15 protein-coding genes are annotated in these 17,025 nt (G+C 68.5%); 7 read left to right on the forward strand and 8 right to left on the reverse strand.

From position 1 onward, the window contains the following. Nucleotides 1–4: 4 nt before the first annotated feature. The 3 genes from NOV74_RS09290 to pdxR all read right to left on the reverse strand — a co-directional run bounded on the left by NOV74_RS09290 (nucleotide 5) and on the right by pdxR (nucleotide 3,717). Nucleotides 5–1,501: a nitrilase-related carbon-nitrogen hydrolase gene (locus NOV74_RS09290; protein WP_257311400.1), complete on the reverse strand. Its 1,497-nt coding sequence runs from the start codon at nucleotides 1,499–1,501 to the stop codon at nucleotides 5–7. A gap of 1 nt (nucleotide 1,502) precedes the next feature. After that, complete coding sequence (locus NOV74_RS09295) at nucleotides 1,503–2,153, reverse strand: TetR/AcrR family transcriptional regulator (protein ID WP_257311403.1); 651 nt, start codon at nucleotides 2,151–2,153, stop codon at nucleotides 1,503–1,505. Nucleotides 2,154–2,268: 115 nt separating this feature from the next. Further along, nucleotides 2,269–3,717, reverse strand: a complete 1,449-nt coding sequence (gene pdxR / locus NOV74_RS09300) for a MocR-like pyridoxine biosynthesis transcription factor PdxR (RefSeq protein WP_257311405.1) — start codon at nucleotides 3,715–3,717, stop codon at nucleotides 2,269–2,271. An 85-nt stretch (nucleotides 3,718–3,802) separates the two neighbouring features. Here pdxR and NOV74_RS09305 point away from each other — a divergent pair, with 85 nt between their 5' ends. Genes NOV74_RS09305 through rlmN form a run of 5 tightly spaced genes read left to right on the forward strand, consistent with a single transcriptional unit; the run spans nucleotide 3,803 to nucleotide 7,137 of the window. Next, nucleotides 3,803–4,252, forward strand: coding sequence for a carboxymuconolactone decarboxylase family protein (locus tag NOV74_RS09305; RefSeq protein WP_257311408.1), 450 nt, complete (start codon nucleotides 3,803–3,805; stop codon nucleotides 4,250–4,252). Beyond that, on the forward strand, nucleotides 4,249–4,710 hold the full coding sequence (locus NOV74_RS09310; protein WP_257311411.1) for a GNAT family N-acetyltransferase: 462 nt from the start codon (nucleotides 4,249–4,251) through the stop codon (nucleotides 4,708–4,710). The genes NOV74_RS09305 and NOV74_RS09310 overlap by 4 nt, the downstream gene beginning before the upstream one ends. Beyond that, a complete protein-coding gene (locus NOV74_RS09315) occupies nucleotides 4,710–5,150 on the forward strand; it encodes a hypothetical protein (RefSeq protein WP_257311413.1) in 441 nt (146 codons plus the stop codon). The genes NOV74_RS09310 and NOV74_RS09315 overlap by 1 nt, the downstream gene beginning before the upstream one ends. After that, nucleotides 5,147–6,031, forward strand: coding sequence for a DMT family transporter (locus NOV74_RS09320; protein WP_257311416.1), 885 nt, complete (start codon nucleotides 5,147–5,149; stop codon nucleotides 6,029–6,031). The genes NOV74_RS09315 and NOV74_RS09320 overlap by 4 nt, the downstream gene beginning before the upstream one ends. 29 nt (nucleotides 6,032–6,060) lie before the next feature. After that, nucleotides 6,061–7,137, forward strand: coding sequence for a 23S rRNA (adenine(2503)-C(2))-methyltransferase RlmN (gene rlmN / locus NOV74_RS09325; RefSeq protein WP_257311419.1), 1,077 nt, complete (start codon nucleotides 6,061–6,063; stop codon nucleotides 7,135–7,137). Nucleotides 7,138–7,146: 9 nt separating this feature from the next. On the opposite strand, the gene NOV74_RS09330 is transcribed toward rlmN, so the two are convergent. Both NOV74_RS09330 and NOV74_RS09335 read right to left on the reverse strand, forming a co-directional pair. Further along, the gene (locus tag NOV74_RS09330) at nucleotides 7,147–7,698 is read right to left on the reverse strand and encodes a metal-dependent hydrolase (RefSeq protein WP_257311422.1); all 552 of its coding nucleotides are present in this window, start codon (nucleotides 7,696–7,698) and stop codon (nucleotides 7,147–7,149) included. Between the two features lie 143 nt (nucleotides 7,699–7,841). Continuing rightward, nucleotides 7,842–8,942 carry a hypothetical protein gene (locus tag NOV74_RS09335; protein WP_257311425.1) on the reverse strand — a complete coding sequence of 367 codons (1,101 nt, stop codon included), beginning with the start codon at nucleotides 8,940–8,942 and terminating at the stop codon, nucleotides 7,842–7,844. Between the two features lie 183 nt (nucleotides 8,943–9,125). Here NOV74_RS09335 and dut point away from each other — a divergent pair, with 183 nt between their 5' ends. Next, nucleotides 9,126–9,581 (forward strand): dUTP diphosphatase, encoded by a 456-nt coding sequence (dut, locus tag NOV74_RS09340; protein ID WP_257311428.1) that lies wholly within the window; start codon nucleotides 9,126–9,128, stop codon nucleotides 9,579–9,581. Here dut and NOV74_RS09345 read toward each other — a convergent pair. Next, entirely contained in the window at nucleotides 9,560–11,518 is a 1,959-nt protein-coding gene (locus tag NOV74_RS09345; protein ID WP_257311430.1) for a sensor domain-containing diguanylate cyclase, read from the reverse strand. The two genes, dut and NOV74_RS09345, sit on opposite strands and share 22 nt — an antisense overlap. A 130-nt stretch (nucleotides 11,519–11,648) precedes the next feature. Here NOV74_RS09345 and NOV74_RS09350 point away from each other — a divergent pair, with 130 nt between their 5' ends. After that, nucleotides 11,649–12,407 (forward strand): dienelactone hydrolase family protein, encoded by a 759-nt coding sequence (locus NOV74_RS09350; protein WP_257311433.1) that lies wholly within the window; start codon nucleotides 11,649–11,651, stop codon nucleotides 12,405–12,407. Between the two features lie 48 nt (nucleotides 12,408–12,455). Here the strand turns inward: NOV74_RS09350 and NOV74_RS09355 are convergent, their stop codons facing one another. After that, on the reverse strand, nucleotides 12,456–15,746 hold the full coding sequence (locus NOV74_RS09355) for a S41 family peptidase (RefSeq protein WP_257311438.1): 3,291 nt from the start codon (nucleotides 15,744–15,746) through the stop codon (nucleotides 12,456–12,458). Between the two features lie 246 nt (nucleotides 15,747–15,992). Next, complete coding sequence (gene rsmH, locus NOV74_RS09360; RefSeq protein ID WP_257311441.1) at nucleotides 15,993–17,018, reverse strand: 16S rRNA (cytosine(1402)-N(4))-methyltransferase RsmH; 1,026 nt, start codon at nucleotides 17,016–17,018, stop codon at nucleotides 15,993–15,995. Nucleotides 17,019–17,025: the final 7 nt, after the last annotated feature.

A 17,025-nucleotide genomic window follows, 5' to 3' on the forward strand; every position in this document is an offset into this window, starting at 1 on the left:
TCCGTCAGGACCGATTCCTGATGGCGAAAAGCAGCATCGCCAGGCCGAACAGGCATCCCCAGGCGAAGGCGTCACCGATGCGCGAGTACACGGTGCGGACGCCGCGCGTGGGCACGTAGGCCGTCATCTCCCGGTCAGGCGAGCCGAAGTCGTCCATCTGTGCCAGTGCGCGCCCTTGATAATCCACGGCCATCGACAGGCCGCTGCGAGTCTGGCGCACGAGGTTGAAGCCCTGCTCCACCGCCCGGAAGGTGGCCATGTGCGTATGCCAGGGATCGATGTCCCGCCAGTCGTTGGATGGCGCAAGCAGGACATCCGTACCTAGCCTTCCCGCCTGGGCCAGCAGTTGCGGGAAATCCAGATCGAAACAGATGGCCGAACCCAGGCGCCCATGCGGAGTCAGCACCGTTTTGATGTTGCCATCGAGCTGGCTTGTCAGGTTCTTCTCATCCCCGGGCACCGGGCGCGCCTTCCAGTACTCGTACGCGATCCGCCCATCCGGCGCGATGAGCACGAGCTTGTTCTCGAGCGGCTTCCGGGCCCCTCGCTGCCATGCGCCCAGTGCGAGCCCGAGGTAGATCTGTTTACGACTCGCCAACTGTTGAGCCTGGGCGATCAGCGCCGGTTCGTCTTCCTTGAAGACATCCCCTGCGGTCTCATTCCAGAAGATGATGTTTGCGCCGGCATCAGCCGCGCGTGAGGTTCGTGCCAGCAGATCGTCGGTGCCTGTACGCCCGTTGTCACGCAGCAGGCCCACTTCCACATCCGTCAACGGCTGATTCCGCAGGAGGCGTCTCTCCAGATCTTTGGACGGTGCGCTGCCGACGTCGCGGCGGTTCATCGATGCCACTCTCACGGTTGGTGCATCCGGAGGGAAGAACGCCACGCGGATGCCGCCGCCCATGAGCACAGCAGCAAGCGTCGCCGCGAACAGGGCCACCGGCTTGCGAGCCCTACGCCAACTCCGGCCGTGCGCCCAGGCCAGGTTCATCGCGGAAGCGAACCATCCCATGAGGAAGGTGACCCCGGCCAGCCCGGTGACAGACACAAGCTGCATCAGCGGCAAGTCGCTGAACTGTGAGTAGGCCATCGCACCCCAACTGCCGTACGGCGAGGCGAGGGTCATGAGGTATTCCGTTCCGGCCCAGGCCGCTGGGAACACCAGCGTGGCCCATGCGGCAGGAAGTTTGGGCGTCAGTGCGCGGTCCACCAGATAGGGCACGAGCAAGGCCAGCGAGTACGTTGCCGCGACCGCGATGAGAATGGGCCTCGGCGCGGGGACCATTCCGCGAAACTGGAACAGCCATGAGATAAACAGCATCGAGAAGGCGGCCGGCAGACGCACCCGGGCGCGTCCTCCACGTGTGAAGCGCAACAAAAAGAAAGGTGCGAGCCATGCGGCCAGCGGCACGGAATTGCGGCCGTTCGCGATCAGCAGCAACGCCCCAGCCGTGGCTGGCAGCAGCCAGGCGCGCGACCCCATGCCTGCTGTTTCCGCCATCCTATGTTCGGGCCCTGGTACGGGAGATCCCATGGCGCGCTCCTTCCGTTTGGGTTGCAGCAGGGCGTGCGATGCCGGCTGTCGCGGTCTCGATCAGGCCATCGATCAAGTTGTCCTGTACGACCCAGGGGAACGCCGGCCTCGCGATTAGCAGCGCCGTCAGTCCATGGATGCAGGACCAAATCACCTGGCTTGTCATCTCCAGGTCCATTTCCGGCAGCAAGCCAGCCTCGACGCACGTCCTCAGCCCTTGCACCAGTTCATCGAAAGCCGGGTGAGGCTTGTAGGGGCGCTCACCGGTGTCGGGCGGTGGAAGCATGAATGCGCACTGGTAGTGGTTCGGATTCCGCAGCCCGAACTCGATGTACGCTCGCAGTTTCATCTTCAGGTGGCGGACGGGATCCCCCTCGTCCGGGATGGCGCGCAGCGTCTTCAGCAGATCTGCGAAGCTTTCTTCGACAACGCCGCGCAGCAGTTCGTCCTTGTCCCGAAAGTAGAGATAGAGCGTGCCGGGCGAGCACTCCAATTCAGCCGCCAGCTTGCGCATCGAGAGTTGCTCGTAGCCTTTGTCGGCGAAAGCCCTGCTCGCCGCCTCCAGGATCGCGCGGCGGAGGTGGAGTCGCTGTTGGTTGCGTCGGGAAGGAGAGGTCATAATGAACACTGTTCAATATAATGGACACTGTTCATTTATCAAGAATTGGCCGACAAATAAATGAAATCCCAAAAGACATGAATGGACAGGAGGTGGGGGAAAGACGCCTCCGAACCTACCTGGGCAGGGCCAAGGCCAGGCGCCGCACGGCTTCCTCGAGTTCGGTCTCGCCCAGGGCGGAGAAGCCCAGGCGCAGGTTCGGGCGAGGGCGGCCATGGAAGTCGAAGCGGCGGCCCGTGTAGACGGCCACGCCCGCCCGCTGCGCCCGGTCGGCCCAGGCCTCCATGTCCAGGGAGGGGTCCACGCTGAGCCACAGGCTCATGCCCCCGGGCGGCAGATCGAAGGTGGCGATCCCGCCCAGGTGCCGCTGGACGGCCTCTGAGAGGGCGTTGCGGCGGGAGAGGTAGATGCGGCGCATCTTTCGGGCATGGCGCTGGAGGAGGCCATCTTCGAGCAGTTCCGCCACGGCCCGTTGGAGGGCGTGGTCGCCTTGGCCGTCCGTGGTGGCGCGGCGGGCCGCCAGGGCATCCACCAGGGCCCGGGGCCCGGAGACGAAGCCGATCCGGAGTCCCGGGGCAAGGATCTTGGACAGGGTTCCCAGGTAGATCACCACGCCGCCTGGATCGTCTCCCGCCAGGGGCAGCACGGGCCGGCCTTCGAAATGGAACTCGTTGTCGTAGTCGTCTTCGAGGATGGCCACCCGGTTTTGCCTTGCCAGTTCGAGGAGCCGGAGGCGCCGTGGGGCGCTCATGGTGACGGTGGTCGGGAATTGATGGTGGGGCGTGAGGTACACAGCCCGAACGCGGCCCTCCTGGAGCCGCGCCGTCAGGGCCTCCACCTGCAGACCGACTTCGTCCACGGGCACGGGCACCAGTTCCGCCCCCGCTGCCCGGAGCGTGGCCCAGGCCGCCGGGTAGCCGGGATCCTCCACCGCCACGCGGTCCCCGGGCCGGAGGATCGTGCGGGCCACCAGATCCAGTGCCCCCTGGCTGCCTCCGGTCACCATCAGGCAATCCTCCGCCGCCGCCAAACCTCGCATCCCGGACAGCATTCGGACCAGGGCGGCGCGAAGCCGTGGTTCGCCGCGGGGGTCGCCGTACCCGAGCAGGCCCGGCAGCTCCAGAGCCCTGCGGTACGCCCTGGCCAGGAGATCCGTGGGGACCAGGCGCAAGTCCGGCAATCCGCCACCGAAATCGAGGGGCCTTGGCGTCTGCGCCCTGAGGTTGGGCCGCGCCGGGCCCGGGGGTGGCGGTTCCAGAGCGTAGCCCAGGCCGCACTCAACCCTTGCTGGGGCAGGCGGGGCTTCAGGCAGGTCCCGGGCCACGCAGGTCGTGCGCGCCTCCGCCTCCGTCCAGCCTTCGGCCGCCAGCTCCCGGTAGGCCGCCAGCACGGTGTTCCGGTGGACGGCCAGGGTCTGGGCCAGACTCCGGGAGCCGGGCAGGGCGTCCCCGGGCCGAAGCCGGCCGCGCCGGATGTCGCCCCGGATGGCCTGGGCGATCTGCTGGAAGACCGGCTCGCGGGAGGTTCCGGGCTGGAGGGCGATGGGGAAGGCCCAGGGACGCATGGTCTAGTTGTAATGACAGAAATGGATCTTTTCAATAGTCCATGTGACCCGATCCTGGTGGTGGCCACCCGGCCCCGGAAGCTCCATGCGTACCTCGAAACCCCATCCCGAGCTCGCCCCGGCCGGCTACCAGGGCCTGCTCCAGGTCGTCCGGCACGTGCGGGCATCCAGCCTGGGCCACGGCCTCCTCAACCTCGTCGAGTTGCGGGCCTCCCAGCTCAACGGCTGCGCCTACTGCATGGACATGCACGCCACCGCCGCCCTGGAGGCTGGCGAGTCCCCGCGGCGCCTGAACCTCGTGGGCGGCTGGCGCGAGGCACCCGTGTTCACGCCCCGGGAACAGGCGGCCTTGGCCTGGACCGAGGCGCTGACGGAGCTGGGCCGCCACGGGGTGGACGACGCCCTCTACGCCGCCACCCGCGCGCACTTCACCGAGCAGGAACTGGTGGACCTCACCTACGCCATCGCCCTCATCAACGCCTGGAACCGCCTGGGCGTGGGCCTGCAGCCTGATCTTCCGGGGGTGCCGGCATGAGCGCCGCCCTGACCTACCGCCTCGACCGGATCCCGCCGGTGGAGGCCATCCGCGCCCTCTACGCCGCCGCGCCCCTGCGCCGGCCCATCCACGATCCCGAGCGCATCCGCCGCATGTTCGAGGACTCGAACGTGGTGATCTCCGCCTACGACGGCGACCGCCTCGTGGGCCTGCTGCGCGGCTGGACGGACTTCGTCTGGGATGGCTATGTCTGTGACCTCGCCGTGCATCCGGCCTTCCAGAAGGCCGGCGTGGGACGCCAGTTGCTGGACCTGGCGGTGGGCCTGGGCGAGGGCATCCAGTGGGTGCTCCAAGCCGCGCCCCTGGCCCGGGACTACTACGCTCACGTGGGCTGGGAGAAGATCGAGAACGCCTGGAAGATGAACCGCAAGGGCTGGACTCCCACCTCCTACGAGGCCTACCAGGCCGAGCACGCGGACCTGGCGGCCAGGGCCTGATGACCAGCCCCGCCTCCCGCGCCTTCGACCGCTGGGCCCCCCGCTACGCGCGCCACTACGCGCGGTGGACCCTGGGCCTGGCCTTCCTCTCGGGCATCGCCTCCCGGTTCGGGTGGTGGGGGCCGGGCCGGGGCTACGGCACCTTCGCCAACTTCATTAAGTACACCGCGCAGGTGAACAGCTTCATGCCGGCCCGCACCATCCCCTTCCTGGCCTGGGCGGCCACCGTCGCGGAAGCCAGCCTGGGCCTGGCGCTGCTCCTGCCGCTGCGGGGCCGGGCGGCCCGCGTCGTGGCCCTGGCCAGCGCGGCCCTCCTGGCCGTCTTCGGCCTCGCCATGGCGGTGTCCTTCGGCCCCAAGGAACCCCTCGACTACTCTGTCTTCTCCGCGTCCGCAGCGGCGCTGCTCCTGGCGCGCCGCTCTGAATCCGAGGCTCCATGAACGATCTGTCCCTCTACCTTGTGTCCGTGCTGATCTGGGGGTCCACCTGGATCGCCATCACCTTCCAGTACGGGCGGGTGGCGCCCGAAGTCTCCGTGGTCTACCGCTTCGCCCTCGCCGCCCTCCTGCTGGCGGCCTGGTGCCTTCTGCGGGGGCTAAAGCTCCGGTTCACACGGCGGGAGCACGGCTGGCTGGCCCTCCAGGGCGCCCTGATGTTCGGGATCAACTACGTCTGCGTCTACCTCGCGGAGCAGCGGATCCCCTCGGGCCTCATGGCGGTGATCTTCTCCCTGCTGGCCATTCTGAACCTCCTTGGCGCGCGGGTCTTCTTCGGGACGCCGGTGGCGCGGAAGGCCCTCGCCGGGGTGGCGCTGGGCATCGCCGGGGTGGGCCTGGTGTGCCTGCCGGGCGCGGGGTTCGGCGCCGGGTCCCTCCAGGCGGGGCTGGGCCTCGCCCTGGGCGGCACCGTGGCCGCCAGCCTCAGCAACCTGGTCTCCCAGCGCAACCAGCGGCACGGCATCCCGGTCATGCAGGGCAACGCGGTGAGCATGGCCTACGGCGCGGCCTTCGTGGCCCTCTACTGCGCGCTGGCGGGCCGGCCCTTCACCTTCGACGCCTCGCTCCACTACCTGGGCTCCCTGGCCTTCCTGGCCGTGTTCGGGTCGATCCTGGCCTTCGGCGCCTACCTCACGCTCGTGGGTCGCATCGGCGCGGGCCGGGCGGGCTACGCCATGGTCGCCATCCCCGTGGTGGCCCTGGCCCTCTCCACGGCCATGGAAGGCCTGCGGTGGCACTGGGGCCTGGCCCTGGGCGTCGGCCTGTGCCTGGCGGGGAACCTCCTCGTGCTGCCCGGGACCCGCCCGCGCCTGGCTCGGGCGTGAGAGATCGGCCGGGCCGATAGACTGGAGGCATGACGAACGCCGCGCCCATGCCCTGGGATCGCCCCGCCCCCGAGCGGGAGGGGATGCCTTCGGCGTGGTCGCTGTTCCCGGAGGACCTGGCGGCGCTCGGCTGCCCCGGCAGCGCCCTGGAGACGTTCAAGCGCCTGCACCGGCCCTGGACCTGGCAGGACGGCGCGCCGGACCTGGGCTCGGGCATCCGCCGCTGGCTGGAGGGCGTGGCGGACCTGCGCCTGCCGCGCCTTGCCGAGCGCCAGCCCTCGGCGGACGGCTCCACCAAGCTGGCCCTGGAGCTGGCGGACGGCAAGCGCATCGAAGCCGTCCACATGCCGCGCAAGGTGCGGAATCCGCGGGTGACCTACTGCATCTCCAGCCAGGTGGGCTGCGCCATGGGCTGCACCTTCTGCGCCACGGGCAGCATGGGCATCCTGCGCAACCTCCAGCCCGGCGAGATCCTGGGCCAGGTGCTGGCGCTGATGTCGGCCCTCGGGCCCGACCGCGGGCACGAGCTCACGCTCGTGTTCATGGGCATGGGCGAGCCCCTGCACAATCTCGACCATCTGCATCACGCCATCCGCCTCATGTGCCACCCGGCGGGCCTGGGCCTGGGGAAGAACCGAATCACCGTGAGTACCTCGGGCCTGGTAAGCGGCATCGAAAAGCTGGCGAAGCTGGAGCCCCGGCCGCTGCTGGCCCTCAGCCTCAACGCCACCACGGACGAGGCGCGCAGCCGCACCATGCCCGTGAACCGCGTGTGGAACCTAGCGCGGCTGCGGCAGGCTCTGGACGACTGGGGCCCCAAGCGCGGCGAGAGGTTCTGCTTCGAGTACGTGCTCATCGCCGGCGAGAACGACACCGAGGCCGACGCCCAGCGTCTTGCCGACTGGCTGGGCGACCTGCGCAGCGGTCACAACCTGAACGTCATCCCCATGAACGAGCATGCTGCCAGCGCCTTCCGCGAGCCCGGCGAGGACCGCGTGCAGCAGTTCGCCGAGTGGCTGAAGGCCCGGGGCTGCTTCGTCACCGTCCGCCGCAGCCGGGGCCGGGATGTGCAGGGGGCCTGCGGGCAGCTGGTGAAGGGCCGCTGAGCGGCCGGATCAGGGTGTTTCCTCGGAGCGCTTGCGCAGGCGGAGCCACTGGAAGGCCCGGGGCGCACTGAACACCAGCAGGGCCGGGATCCCGATCCACACGACTTCAGTGCCCAGGGAGAACAGCAGCCAGTCGAACAGCTTCCCGGAGAGGGGGATCGGCGACACGAAGATGGGTTGCCAGACGCAGACGAACCGGGCCTTCGAGAACGGCAGCAGGAAGGCCACGCCGGTTCCGCCGAAGGTGCAGGCATCCAGCAGGCCATGGGAGAAGGCCGCTGAAAGGAGGCAGGCCCAAGGACGCGGGTTGCGGAGCTCGGACCGGAAACCGATCAGCATGGCCCCGGTGGCGATGAGTACGGCGGCGATCAGGGAGTGGCTCATCCCCCGGTGGGAGAGGCTCGTGCCATCCAGGAACGGAAGGAATCCCGTAAACCAGTCCAGGTCCGGCGCCAGCGCGCAGGCCATGGCGAACGCCCAGGTCCGGCGGGGGGGCCGGCCCTTGGTGAAGGCTGCGCTGATGGTGAGGCCCGCGAGGGCGTGGCCGAGAAGGGAGGACATGGGGGTTCCAGGAGGTCAGAGTCGAGACAGGCCCGGTTCAAGGGGAACCCGACACGCTCGCAGGTGGTTCGACCGAATCCCGCCCGGGGGACTGATGACTGCTCGGCAGAACGCGCAAGCCACCATGGTATCCCAGCTGGCGGTCACTCCGCGACGGCGAACACCACCTTGTCGTTCTTGAAACGGGGCAGGGAAAGCAGTTCCACGGTGGCGGTCTGCCGATCGGTGCTTAGGGATAGGCGGTAGTGCTCGCCCTGGGTGTAGGACCCGGGGACGACGCTCACCTTGGCGATATGGCGCAGGCCGAGATCCTGGGCCCGGATTAGGATGGTGCGGCCGGACCGGAGATCCAGGTTCTGGGTGAACGCGGCGTCGCGCCAGGTGCGACCCGATTGGTCCTTGCCAAACAGGGGGACCTCGATGATCCCCGCCCTCTCAAGCGCGTCTTGCACGCCGACGAGGTAGTGCAGAGAGTTCAGCCGGGCGAGCTGCTCGGCATTCTCGGACTGAAGGCGGGCTTGCCCTTCGAGGACAAGCGCCCGCTCCGCCTGGATGGCGGCGATCTCCTGTTCGATGTCCAGTTTTTGACTCTCCAGGGCCTGCAGATCCCGCTGGAGCTGGCGGCCGACAGCCACGGCCTGGTCGCGCTCGCCGATGAGCGGATTCGGATTCTGCCGGGCGAGGCTACGGGGGGCGATCGAGGCCATGCCTTGCGAGACCCAGGTGCCGTATCCGCCGTTGGCGTAGAAGTGGTAGACCTCGAAGCCCGGGGCGAGGCGCTCCGAGATGATCACGCGGCTCAGGGCTTTTCTGGCTTCTGCGTCTGAGAGCCCGTGACTCTTGAGGAACCGCAGCGCCAGCCCGTAGTGGCTGTCATTGGGCCTTGCGATTTCCGGCGCAGGCAGGGCGGCCTTGAGCTCCACCAGGTGATCGTTGAGGGCTCGGAGCTCTGCATCCTTCTGCAGGATCTCCCGGAGCAGGCCCTGGCGGGAGGTGTCCTTCTCGATCCGGAGCCGCGCCTCGAGGGCCTGCTTCTGGTCTTCGGTCAGCAGCAGGGGATCGGCCGCGAACCGGAGGTCCCCGACCCCGGCCAGGCCGAGCCTCCGGAACTGCTCGCTCCAGGCCTGCCGGAGCTGCTGCGCGGCCTCGTCGGCCTGGGACGCCTTCGCCGTCAGGGCGAGGATTTGTGGATCTTCCCGCTTGCAGGCCACGAAGGCCGTCGAGAGCGAGGCCAGCAGAAGCATGGACGAGATCCACCGGCGGCCAACCAAGACCAACACCCCCCCGAGCTAAGGACAGCCCAGAACGCCCGGGACAGCCCTTCGAGTGTATTCAGCCTGGAGGATCCAGCCAAGGAACCGGCCTGGGCGTGAGAGGGAGGCCGATTTCCCTTTGCACCCCCGCGCCCTTGCGCTGAATCTTTTTGGATGCGCATTCCTGTCCACCAACTCCCCCACGGCCTTGGCCTCGATCTGCCGGAAGCGGCCACGGCGCATGCGGCGGGCATGGACTTGCGGGCCGCAATCCCCGAGGGCGATCGGTGGGAGATCACCCCCGGCCAGCGGCGGCTGGTGCCCACGGGACTGGTGCTGGCCATTCCCCAGGGCTTCGAGGGCCAGGTGCGGCCCCGCTCAGGCCTGGCCCTGCGGCACGGCCTCACGGTGCTGAACGCGCCCGGCACCATTGACGCCGACTACCGGGGCGAGGTGCAGGTACTGCTCATCAACCACGGCGAGGCCCCCTTCGAGCTGCGCCGCGGCGAGCGCATTGCCCAGCTCCTGGTGGCCCCGGTGGAGAGCTGGACCTGGCTCCCCGAACCCAGCGTCGAAGCCCTGGGCGACACCGGGCGCGGGGGCGGCGGCTACGGCAGCACGGGGCGCTGAGCGGCTGGATTCGACGCCACCCGGTTCCGGCCACCCTCCTTGGCGCGATAGAGGGCCGCATCGGCCCTGGCCAGGATGGCATCCGGATCGGCGTCGCCCGGATCGAAGGTGGTCAGGCCGAGGCTCACGGTCAGGGTGATGGGCCCCGCGCCGGATGGGACCGGCGTGTGCGCCACCTGATGCCGGAAATGTTCCGCAAAGGCCACGGCGCCCGCCTCGCCGGTGCCGGGAAGCAGGATGCCGAACTCCTCCCCACCCAGGCGGCCGAAGAGGTCCAGCCGCCGCAGCCGCATCCGGGCCAACTCCGCGAGGTGCCTGAGCGCGAGGTCCCCGGTGGCGTGGCCGTAGGTGTCGTTCACCCGCTTGAAGTGGTCGAGATCCAGCAGCAGGAAGGCCGCGGGTTTCTGGAAGCGCTTATGACGCGCCAACTCCATGTCCATCTCCTGGAGGAAGCGGCGGCGATTGGCCACCCCCGTGAGGGGATCCGTGGTGGCCAGGCGCTGCAGTTCCTCCTCCATGGCCTTGCGCTGGGTGATGTCCTCCTTGACGGCGAGGTAGTGCGTCGTCCGCCCGCCGACATCCACCACGGGGGAGATGCGCGCCAGTTCCCAGTATTCCTCGCCGTTCTTCTTCCGGTTGACCAGTTCCCCTTCCCACGGGAGGCCTCGGTTGAGGGCGGCCCACATGTCCTCGAAGGTCTTCGGGGGGGTGTGGCCGGACTTGAGGATGCGGGGATTCTGGCCGATCGATTCCGCCAGCGTGTAGCCCGTGGACCGGGTGAAGCCCGCATTGACGAACTGGATGTCGGCGTGGGTATCGGTGATGACGATGGAGGCGATGCTCTGCTCGACTGCCGCGGACAGGAGCCGCTGGGATTCGGCCAGCCTCTCCCGCTCGGTGACATCCTGGCCGAGGGCCAGCAGGCCGATGATGGTGCCGTCGGCATCCCTCAGGGGCTTATCGTGCCACTCCACCAGGATCCTCCGCCCGTCCCGGGCCAGGATCCCGCTGGTGTTCGCGGTGCTCCTCCCTCCGGCCACCGCCTCCTGGAAGCGTGCCCTTGCCTCGCTCTGCTCCGCTTCCAGCGGGAAGATGGCGAACCAGTCAGCGTTCTGGAGCTCAGACTGGGCGTAGCCCGAGAGCTCCTCCATGAAGCGGTTGAAGCGGAGGATCCGCCCCTCCAGGTCGAGGACGATGACGATGGCCTGGGCCGTGTCGATCAGCCCTTCCGCGAAATCCCGCTCCCGGCGCATGGCCTCTTCCAGGTCCTTCCGTTCCGTGAGGGTCCGGGCCGCGGCCGCGTGGGCCTGCTCGAGGCTCTCGGCGAGGCGGCCCTGCTCCAGGCCCAGCCGGATCGAGACCTCGAGCATCCTGTGCAGGTGCTTGGCTCCCGAGAGGATGTAGCCCATGAAGACGAGGCTCATGAACCCGAAGGCCCACTGGACGGGGGTGTGGGCCTTGATCAGGACCGCGGCCGCCATGGGCAGGCCGGCCAGCCCCACGAAGGCCTGGAGGGCCGCCGGGACGGAGACCAGGAGCGGCACCACGCCGGCGACCATCCCGGCCACCACCAGGCCCGTGAACAACCGCGCCCCTTCGCCGCCGGTGAACACGAACAGGAGGGCGCCCGCGCCCCAGCTGGCGGACAGGAAGGCCGTCGCCCGCACATAGCGCCGCTGCCAGGCGAGGGGCGTTTCAGCGTTCGGAGAGATGGCGTGGTGCCGGGCCAGCGCGTAGCGGGCGGTGCCCGCTGCAGCAATCAGCGCCCACCAGCCCGCGGCCACCCACGGCGGGGTGTCCTGGGTGGCGTTCACCCCGGCCAGCAGGGCGGCGTTGACCAGATGCGCGGCCCAGGTGAAGGGGGCGTTCCTGAAGAGCTGATCGGTCAGCCGCCGTTGGGTTTCACATTCGATGTCGGAAAGGAGGGAGTTTGCCATGCTCGGGTCCTGAGAGGCCGGTTCCGCGGAGGGGCCGCGAAAGGACCACCCCTTCTTTTCGGCCGGTGGACCTCCGGCCTGGAATTCCAGTTCAAACAGCTATAGGATCGGTCTCCCAGCCGGAGGCACCATGCGATCCGCCGCCCTCGCCCTCTCCCTCGCCGCTCTGCCCATGTTCGGGGGCCAGCCGCTCACCTATGCCGATGGCGCCACGAAGCTGGCGGGCTACCTGGCCAAGCCCTCTGCCGCCAAGGGCAAGGTGCCCGGCGTGGTGGTCATCCACCAGTGGATGGGGCTCACGGACCATGAACGCAAGGTGTCGGACAACCTGGCCAAGCTGGGCTACGTGGCCCTGGCGGCGGACATCTATGGCGAGGGCGTGCGGCCCGCGAACACCGCCGAGGCCGGCAAGCTGGCGGGCCAGTACAGGGGCGACCGGGCCCTCTACCGGCGCCGCATCGCCGCGGCCCTCGACGCGCTCAAGGCCCAGAAGGGCGTGGACGGCAGCCGCGTGGCGGTGATCGGTTTCTGCTTCGGCGGCACGGGTGCGCTGGAAGCGGCCCGGGCGGGCCTGCCCGTGAAGGGCGTGGTCTCCTTCCACGGCGGCCTGGATGTGCCGGCGGACTTCAAGCCCGGTCCCATCTCCGCCAAGGTGCTGGTCTGCCACGGGGCGGACGATCCCTTCGTGCCCGCCAAGGACGTGGCGGCCTTCCAGGACGAGATGCGGGCATCCAAGGCGGATTACGTGTTCGTGGCCTACGCCGGTGCCGTGCACGCCTTCACCCAGAAGGAGGCGGGCAGCGACAACTCGAAGGGCGCCGCCTACAACGAGGCCGCCCACCGTCGCAGCTGGCAGCACATGAAGGACTTCTTCCAGGAGATCTTCTAGCGGTACAAGGCTGCGCCCCGCGGTCGCGGGGCGCAGGTGTGGAAAGCCTCAGTTGGCGCGGTTCGGATACGCGGGCTTGCGGGTGGCGGCAGGCTGCTTCTTGATAGCCGCTTCCACTTCCTGGATGGCCCGGTCCAGCTGGGGGTCCTTGCCCTGGGCCAGCAGCGCGGGATCGTCCATCACCTCGATGTCGGGGTCCACGCCGTGGCCTTCGACGATCCACTTGCCTTCCTTGGAGTAGATGCCGAAGGTGGGCACGGTCACGCCGCCACCGTCGATGAGGGCGGGGGCGCCGCTGATGCCGATGAGTCCGCCCCAGGTGCGGCGGCCGATGAGGGGGCCGAGGCCGGCCTGGCGGAAGTAGTGCGGGAAGAGGTCTCCGCCGGAGCCGCTCCAGCCGTTGATGAGCATGGCCATGGGGCCCGCGTGGGCGATCTGGGGCCACTGCCAGTCCTTGCCATCGCGCACGCCCCAGTAGTTGAGGGTCTTGCGCCCGAGCATCTCGATGAAGCGGTCGGGGATCTGGCCGCCGCTGTTGAAGCGCTCGTCGATGATCAGGCCCGCCTTGTCCCACTGGCCGCGGAACTGGCGCACCAGGTCGTTCTGCCCGCCGATGCCCGTGTCAGGCACGTAGATGTAGCCGATGCGGCCATGCGAGGCCTTCTCCACGTACCTCCGGTTGGCCTCGATCCAGGCCCAGTAACGCAGCTGGTAGTCATTGACCAGCGTGTCCACCGTCACCTCATGGGCACCGTCCAGGGAGGGCTTGTCATTGACGGTGAGGAGCACGGTCTTGCCGGCCAGGCCCTGGAAGGCCGCCCAGGGATCTGTGTGGGTATCGAGGGGGTTGCGGTTCACGGCCAGAAGGTAGTCGCCCTCCTTCACCTTCAGGCCCGGCTGGGCCAGAGGGCCTCGGACCTGGGCATCCCAGTCGGCGCCACGGAGGATGGTCTTGATGCGGAAGGCGCCGTTCTCCAAGGCGAAATCCGCGCCCAGCAGGCCCACACCCAGCTTGGCTGGCACCTCCTGGTCACCGCCGCCCCGGTAGGCGTGGGAGGCGTTCAGTTCGGCGATGAGCTCGCCCAGGACGAAGTTCACGTCCTCGCGGGTGACGCAGTCCTTGAGCAGCTTCTCGTAGCGGGCCTTCTGGGCCTTCCAGTCCACCCCGTGCATGCCCGGGTCGTAGAACAGGTCGCGCTCCAGGCGCCAGGTGTCGTTGAAGATCTGCTGCCATTCGGCTTGGGGATCGACGGTCATCATCAGCTCGCCCGTCGGCAACTTCTTCTCGAACTTCTGGTCGGGCTTGAGGTCGATGAGGGCGTACTCCTGCTTCCGGTTCACCAGCACCTTCTTGCCGTCGCCGCTGAGGAGAGCGCCGTCCACGTCCGCCAGCACGGCCTTCTCCTCGCGCTGCTCCAGATCGTAGGTGTATAGGGTTGCCTTGGTTTCGCCCATGGGGTTCAGCTGGGCGGCGCGGCGGTAGACCAGCTTGCCCTTCGCTGCAGCCAGGTCTGAGTAGTAGCCGGCAGTCGGTGACAGCAGCACCATGCGGGCTTCCAGGCCCTCGAGGTCGATCTCCACGGGCTTGGTCGGCTCCTTCTTGCCGGCATCCTTCTTGTCTCCGTCCTTCTTGTCCGTGCCGTTGCCTTCCTCCTTCTTGTCCTCCTTCTTCTCGTCCTTTGCGCCCTCCGCCTCATCCGCATCGTTGCGGGGAGCCATGGGCGAGGCCACATCCTTGCGGAGGGGGAGGGCGGCGAGGCGGGTGGTGGCGGCGTAGACCCAGGTGCCATCCACGTCGCTGTAGGTGGGGCTGAACTGCTGGCCGGTGGTGAGGAAGAGATACTTCCCCTCGGGATCGAAGACCGGATCCTCGGCGTTGTAGAAAGGCGACGTCGCCTCATGCCGCTGGCCGGTCCGGGTGTCGTAGAGGGCGATCACCCGGTTGCGGTTGGCGGTGTCGCAGGGGTAGGCGAACCAGCGGCCGTCGGGGGACCAGCTGGCGCGGAATTCCTCCAGGGGGTTCTCGAACATGTAGAGGCCCTTGTCCACCGCCTGTACTTTGCCGGTCTCCAGGTTGCAGAGGTTGATCCGCATGGCCTGGTCCGCGAAGACCACGTGCTTGCCATCCGGGGACCAGGAGATGCGGTAGCGGAAGCCCGGACCCAGGTGTGTCACCTGGCGCTCCTGGCCGGAACCGTCCGCGGGCCGCACGCACAGCTCGTACTCGCCGCTGCGGTCACTGAAGTAGGCGATCTGCTTCCCGTCATGGGACAGCGCGGGGAAGCGCTCCGCGGCACCGGGTGTGCGCGTGAGGTTGATCACATAGCCCTTCTCTGCAGGCACGGAAAAGGCTTCGCCGCGAGCCTCGAAGACCGCGCGCTTGCCCTGGGGAGACAGCGTGGGATTCTTCAGCAGCTTGCTGGCGTTCTCTTCCCGGGGCTTCAAGGTGGCCTGGTCTGTCACCACCTCGACCTTCACCTCCACGAGCTTTTCGGAGGGCAGCTCGATGCGGTAGAGCTGGCCGCCGGCCTCCAGCACGATGTCCGAGGGGCCGACCGCCGGGAAGTGGGCGTCGTAGTCCTTGAAGAAGGTGATCTGCTGGAAGGCCTTCGTGGCCAGATCGTAGGACCAGATGTTGGCTCGCTTCACGCCATCGCGATCCGACAGGAAGTAGAGCTTCCCGCCGTGCCACATGGGCTGGGAGTCGTTGGAACCACCTTCGCTGGGCAGGCGGCTGGCGGTCTTCTTCTCCAGGTCGTAGAACCAGATCTCCGAGGCCATGCCGCCGCGGTAGCGCTTCCAGGTGCGGAAGTCCGTGCTGATGGGCTGGTAGGCCAGGATCTTCCCGTCCGGGGACAGGGCGCCGAACTCGGCGTAGGGCAGAGGGAGGGCCCTCGGCAGGCCGCCGTCCTTGGGCACGAGGAAGAGCTTGTTGAAGCGATCCTTACCGGATTCCATGCCGGAGGCGAACAGGATGGATTTCCCATCGGGAGTCCAGTCCACCATGCGGTCGGCCATGGGGTGGTGAGTGACCCGCGTGGGAACACCGCCAACCACGGGCAGGGTGTAGACATCCAGGTTCCCGTCGTAGTTGCCGCTGAAGGCCACTTCCCGGCCGTTCGGCGAGAAGCGGGCGAAGGACTCCTCGCCCTTGGGCGTGGACAGCCGCTGGGCCATGCCCCCGGTCTTGGGGGCGATCCACAGGTCGTTGGCGTAAGTGAAGACGATCTGCGTCGCCGACACATCGGGATAGCGCATCAGCCGGGCGTCGATCTGCGCCGTGGCGCTGACGGAAGCCGCCACGACAATGGCGGTGGCGAAGAAGGGAAGCAGGCGCATACGGCTCTCCGGGTTCCTGAGGGGTCCAGGCATGTTACGCAGAAGCCGCCGGGAAGGTTGAGGGCCGATGCTCACTTGCTTTGGACAACCTGATCGTTCCCGCTTGCGCTCGGACCACTTCCCCTTCATGCAACGCTACCACCGGCCCTCGGACCGCTACGACCTTGCCTGGAACCCGGAGGGCCTGATGCAGCAGGCCCCGCTTCGCGCTGGAGCTGGGGCGGCTGGCGGCTTCGGCCCGCTGACTCAGGACGCCCGCACGGCCCAGCGCAGCTTGGCGCTGGTGGAGCGGGGATTGGCGCGGCGCTCCTCGGGCGAGGCGCGGAGGGGCTCGGGCGCGGCCTCCGCGTAGAGGCCTTCCCGGAGGCCCTGCTGGAAGGCCTTCTTCACGCGGCGGTCCTCGCCGGAGTGAAAGGTGAGGATCGCCACGCGGCCGCCGGGCTTCAAGGCGCCGGGCAGCTGGGCCAGGAAGCGGTCCAGCACGCCGAACTCATCGTTCACGGCAATGCGCAGGGCCTGGAAGGTGCGCTGGAGGGCCTTCTTGATCTCCTCATCGCCGAGGTCTCGCAGGGCTGCCCGCATGGCCTCCGCGAGGTCGCGCGTGGTGCGGATCTCCCGGCCCGCCACTTCCTGGGCGATGGCGACCGCATGGGGCTCGTCGGCGTTCTCCGCCAGTAGCTCCGCCAGGGCCGGCGCGTCCAGCGTGGCGAGCAGGTCCGCGGCGGGGCGGCCCTTCTGGGGGTTGAGGCGCAGGTCCAGGGGCCCCTCCGCCTTCCAGGTGAAGCCGCGGGCCGGGTTGTCGATCTGCATGGAGGACACGCCCAGGTCCGCCAGCACCAGGTCGAAGGGACCGAGCTCCGCCGCCACCTTGGCGAGGCTGGCGAAGTTGGTGCGGCGCACGACCAGCGCGGTATCGTCGAAGCCCAGGGCCCGCAGCCGCGCCTCGGTGCGGGGCAGCTCGAGGGGATCCACGTCCAGGCCTACGAGGCGCCCGCCGGGCTGGAGCCGCGTCAAGATCTCCCGAGCATGGCCGCCGTAGCCCAGGGTGGCGTCCAGGGCGACCTCACCCGGCTTGGGCGCCAGCGCCTCGAGGATCTCGTCCACCATGATCGACCGGTGAGTGCCGGCGGGCGTGTGCCCCCGGGCCGCCACCTTGGCCTGCTCCTCGGCGTAGCGCTCCGGCGCTAGCTCCTTGTACTTCTCCTCGAAGCGCCGGGGGTGGGTGCCCTTGTAGCGGGGGCGGCGCGGGGGTCGCTGATCCTGGTCGTTCATGCAGCCA

The organism is Geothrix fuzhouensis (assembly GCF_024609325.1).
Lineage (GTDB): Bacteria > Acidobacteriota > Holophagae > Holophagales > Holophagaceae > Geothrix > Geothrix fuzhouensis.

What these genes read in the sequence shown, in the direction of transcription:
- dut (WP_257311428.1), top strand. Translation starts at nt 9,126, where the DNA reads ATGCGCATTCCTGTCCACCAACTCCCCCACGGCCTTGGCCTCGATCTG.
- NOV74_RS09355 (WP_257311438.1), bottom strand. Translation starts at nt 15,746, where the DNA reads ATGCGCCTGCTTCCCTTCTTCGCCACCGCCATTGTCGTGGCGGCTTCC.
- NOV74_RS09310 (WP_257311411.1), top strand. Translation starts at nt 4,249, where the DNA reads ATGAGCGCCGCCCTGACCTACCGCCTCGACCGGATCCCGCCGGTGGAG.
- NOV74_RS09345 (WP_257311430.1), bottom strand. Translation starts at nt 11,518, where the DNA reads ATGGCAAACTCCCTCCTTTCCGACATCGAATGTGAAACCCAACGGCGG.
- NOV74_RS09305 (WP_257311408.1), top strand. Translation starts at nt 3,803, where the DNA reads ATGCGTACCTCGAAACCCCATCCCGAGCTCGCCCCGGCCGGCTACCAG.
- NOV74_RS09350 (WP_257311433.1), top strand. Translation starts at nt 11,649, where the DNA reads ATGCGATCCGCCGCCCTCGCCCTCTCCCTCGCCGCTCTGCCCATGTTC.
- rsmH (WP_257311441.1), bottom strand. Translation starts at nt 17,018, where the DNA reads ATGAACGACCAGGATCAGCGACCCCCGCGCCGCCCCCGCTACAAGGGC.
- NOV74_RS09320 (WP_257311416.1), top strand. Translation starts at nt 5,147, where the DNA reads ATGAACGATCTGTCCCTCTACCTTGTGTCCGTGCTGATCTGGGGGTCC.
- NOV74_RS09295 (WP_257311403.1), bottom strand. Translation starts at nt 2,153, where the DNA reads ATGACCTCTCCTTCCCGACGCAACCAACAGCGACTCCACCTCCGCCGC.
- NOV74_RS09330 (WP_257311422.1), bottom strand. Translation starts at nt 7,698, where the DNA reads ATGTCCTCCCTTCTCGGCCACGCCCTCGCGGGCCTCACCATCAGCGCA.
- NOV74_RS09335 (WP_257311425.1), bottom strand. Translation starts at nt 8,942, where the DNA reads ATGCTTCTGCTGGCCTCGCTCTCGACGGCCTTCGTGGCCTGCAAGCGG.
- rlmN (WP_257311419.1), top strand. Translation starts at nt 6,061, where the DNA reads ATGACGAACGCCGCGCCCATGCCCTGGGATCGCCCCGCCCCCGAGCGG.
- NOV74_RS09290 (WP_257311400.1), bottom strand. Translation starts at nt 1,501, where the DNA reads ATGGCGGAAACAGCAGGCATGGGGTCGCGCGCCTGGCTGCTGCCAGCC.
- NOV74_RS09315 (WP_257311413.1), top strand. Translation starts at nt 4,710, where the DNA reads ATGACCAGCCCCGCCTCCCGCGCCTTCGACCGCTGGGCCCCCCGCTAC.
- pdxR (WP_257311405.1), bottom strand. Translation starts at nt 3,717, where the DNA reads ATGCGTCCCTGGGCCTTCCCCATCGCCCTCCAGCCCGGAACCTCCCGC.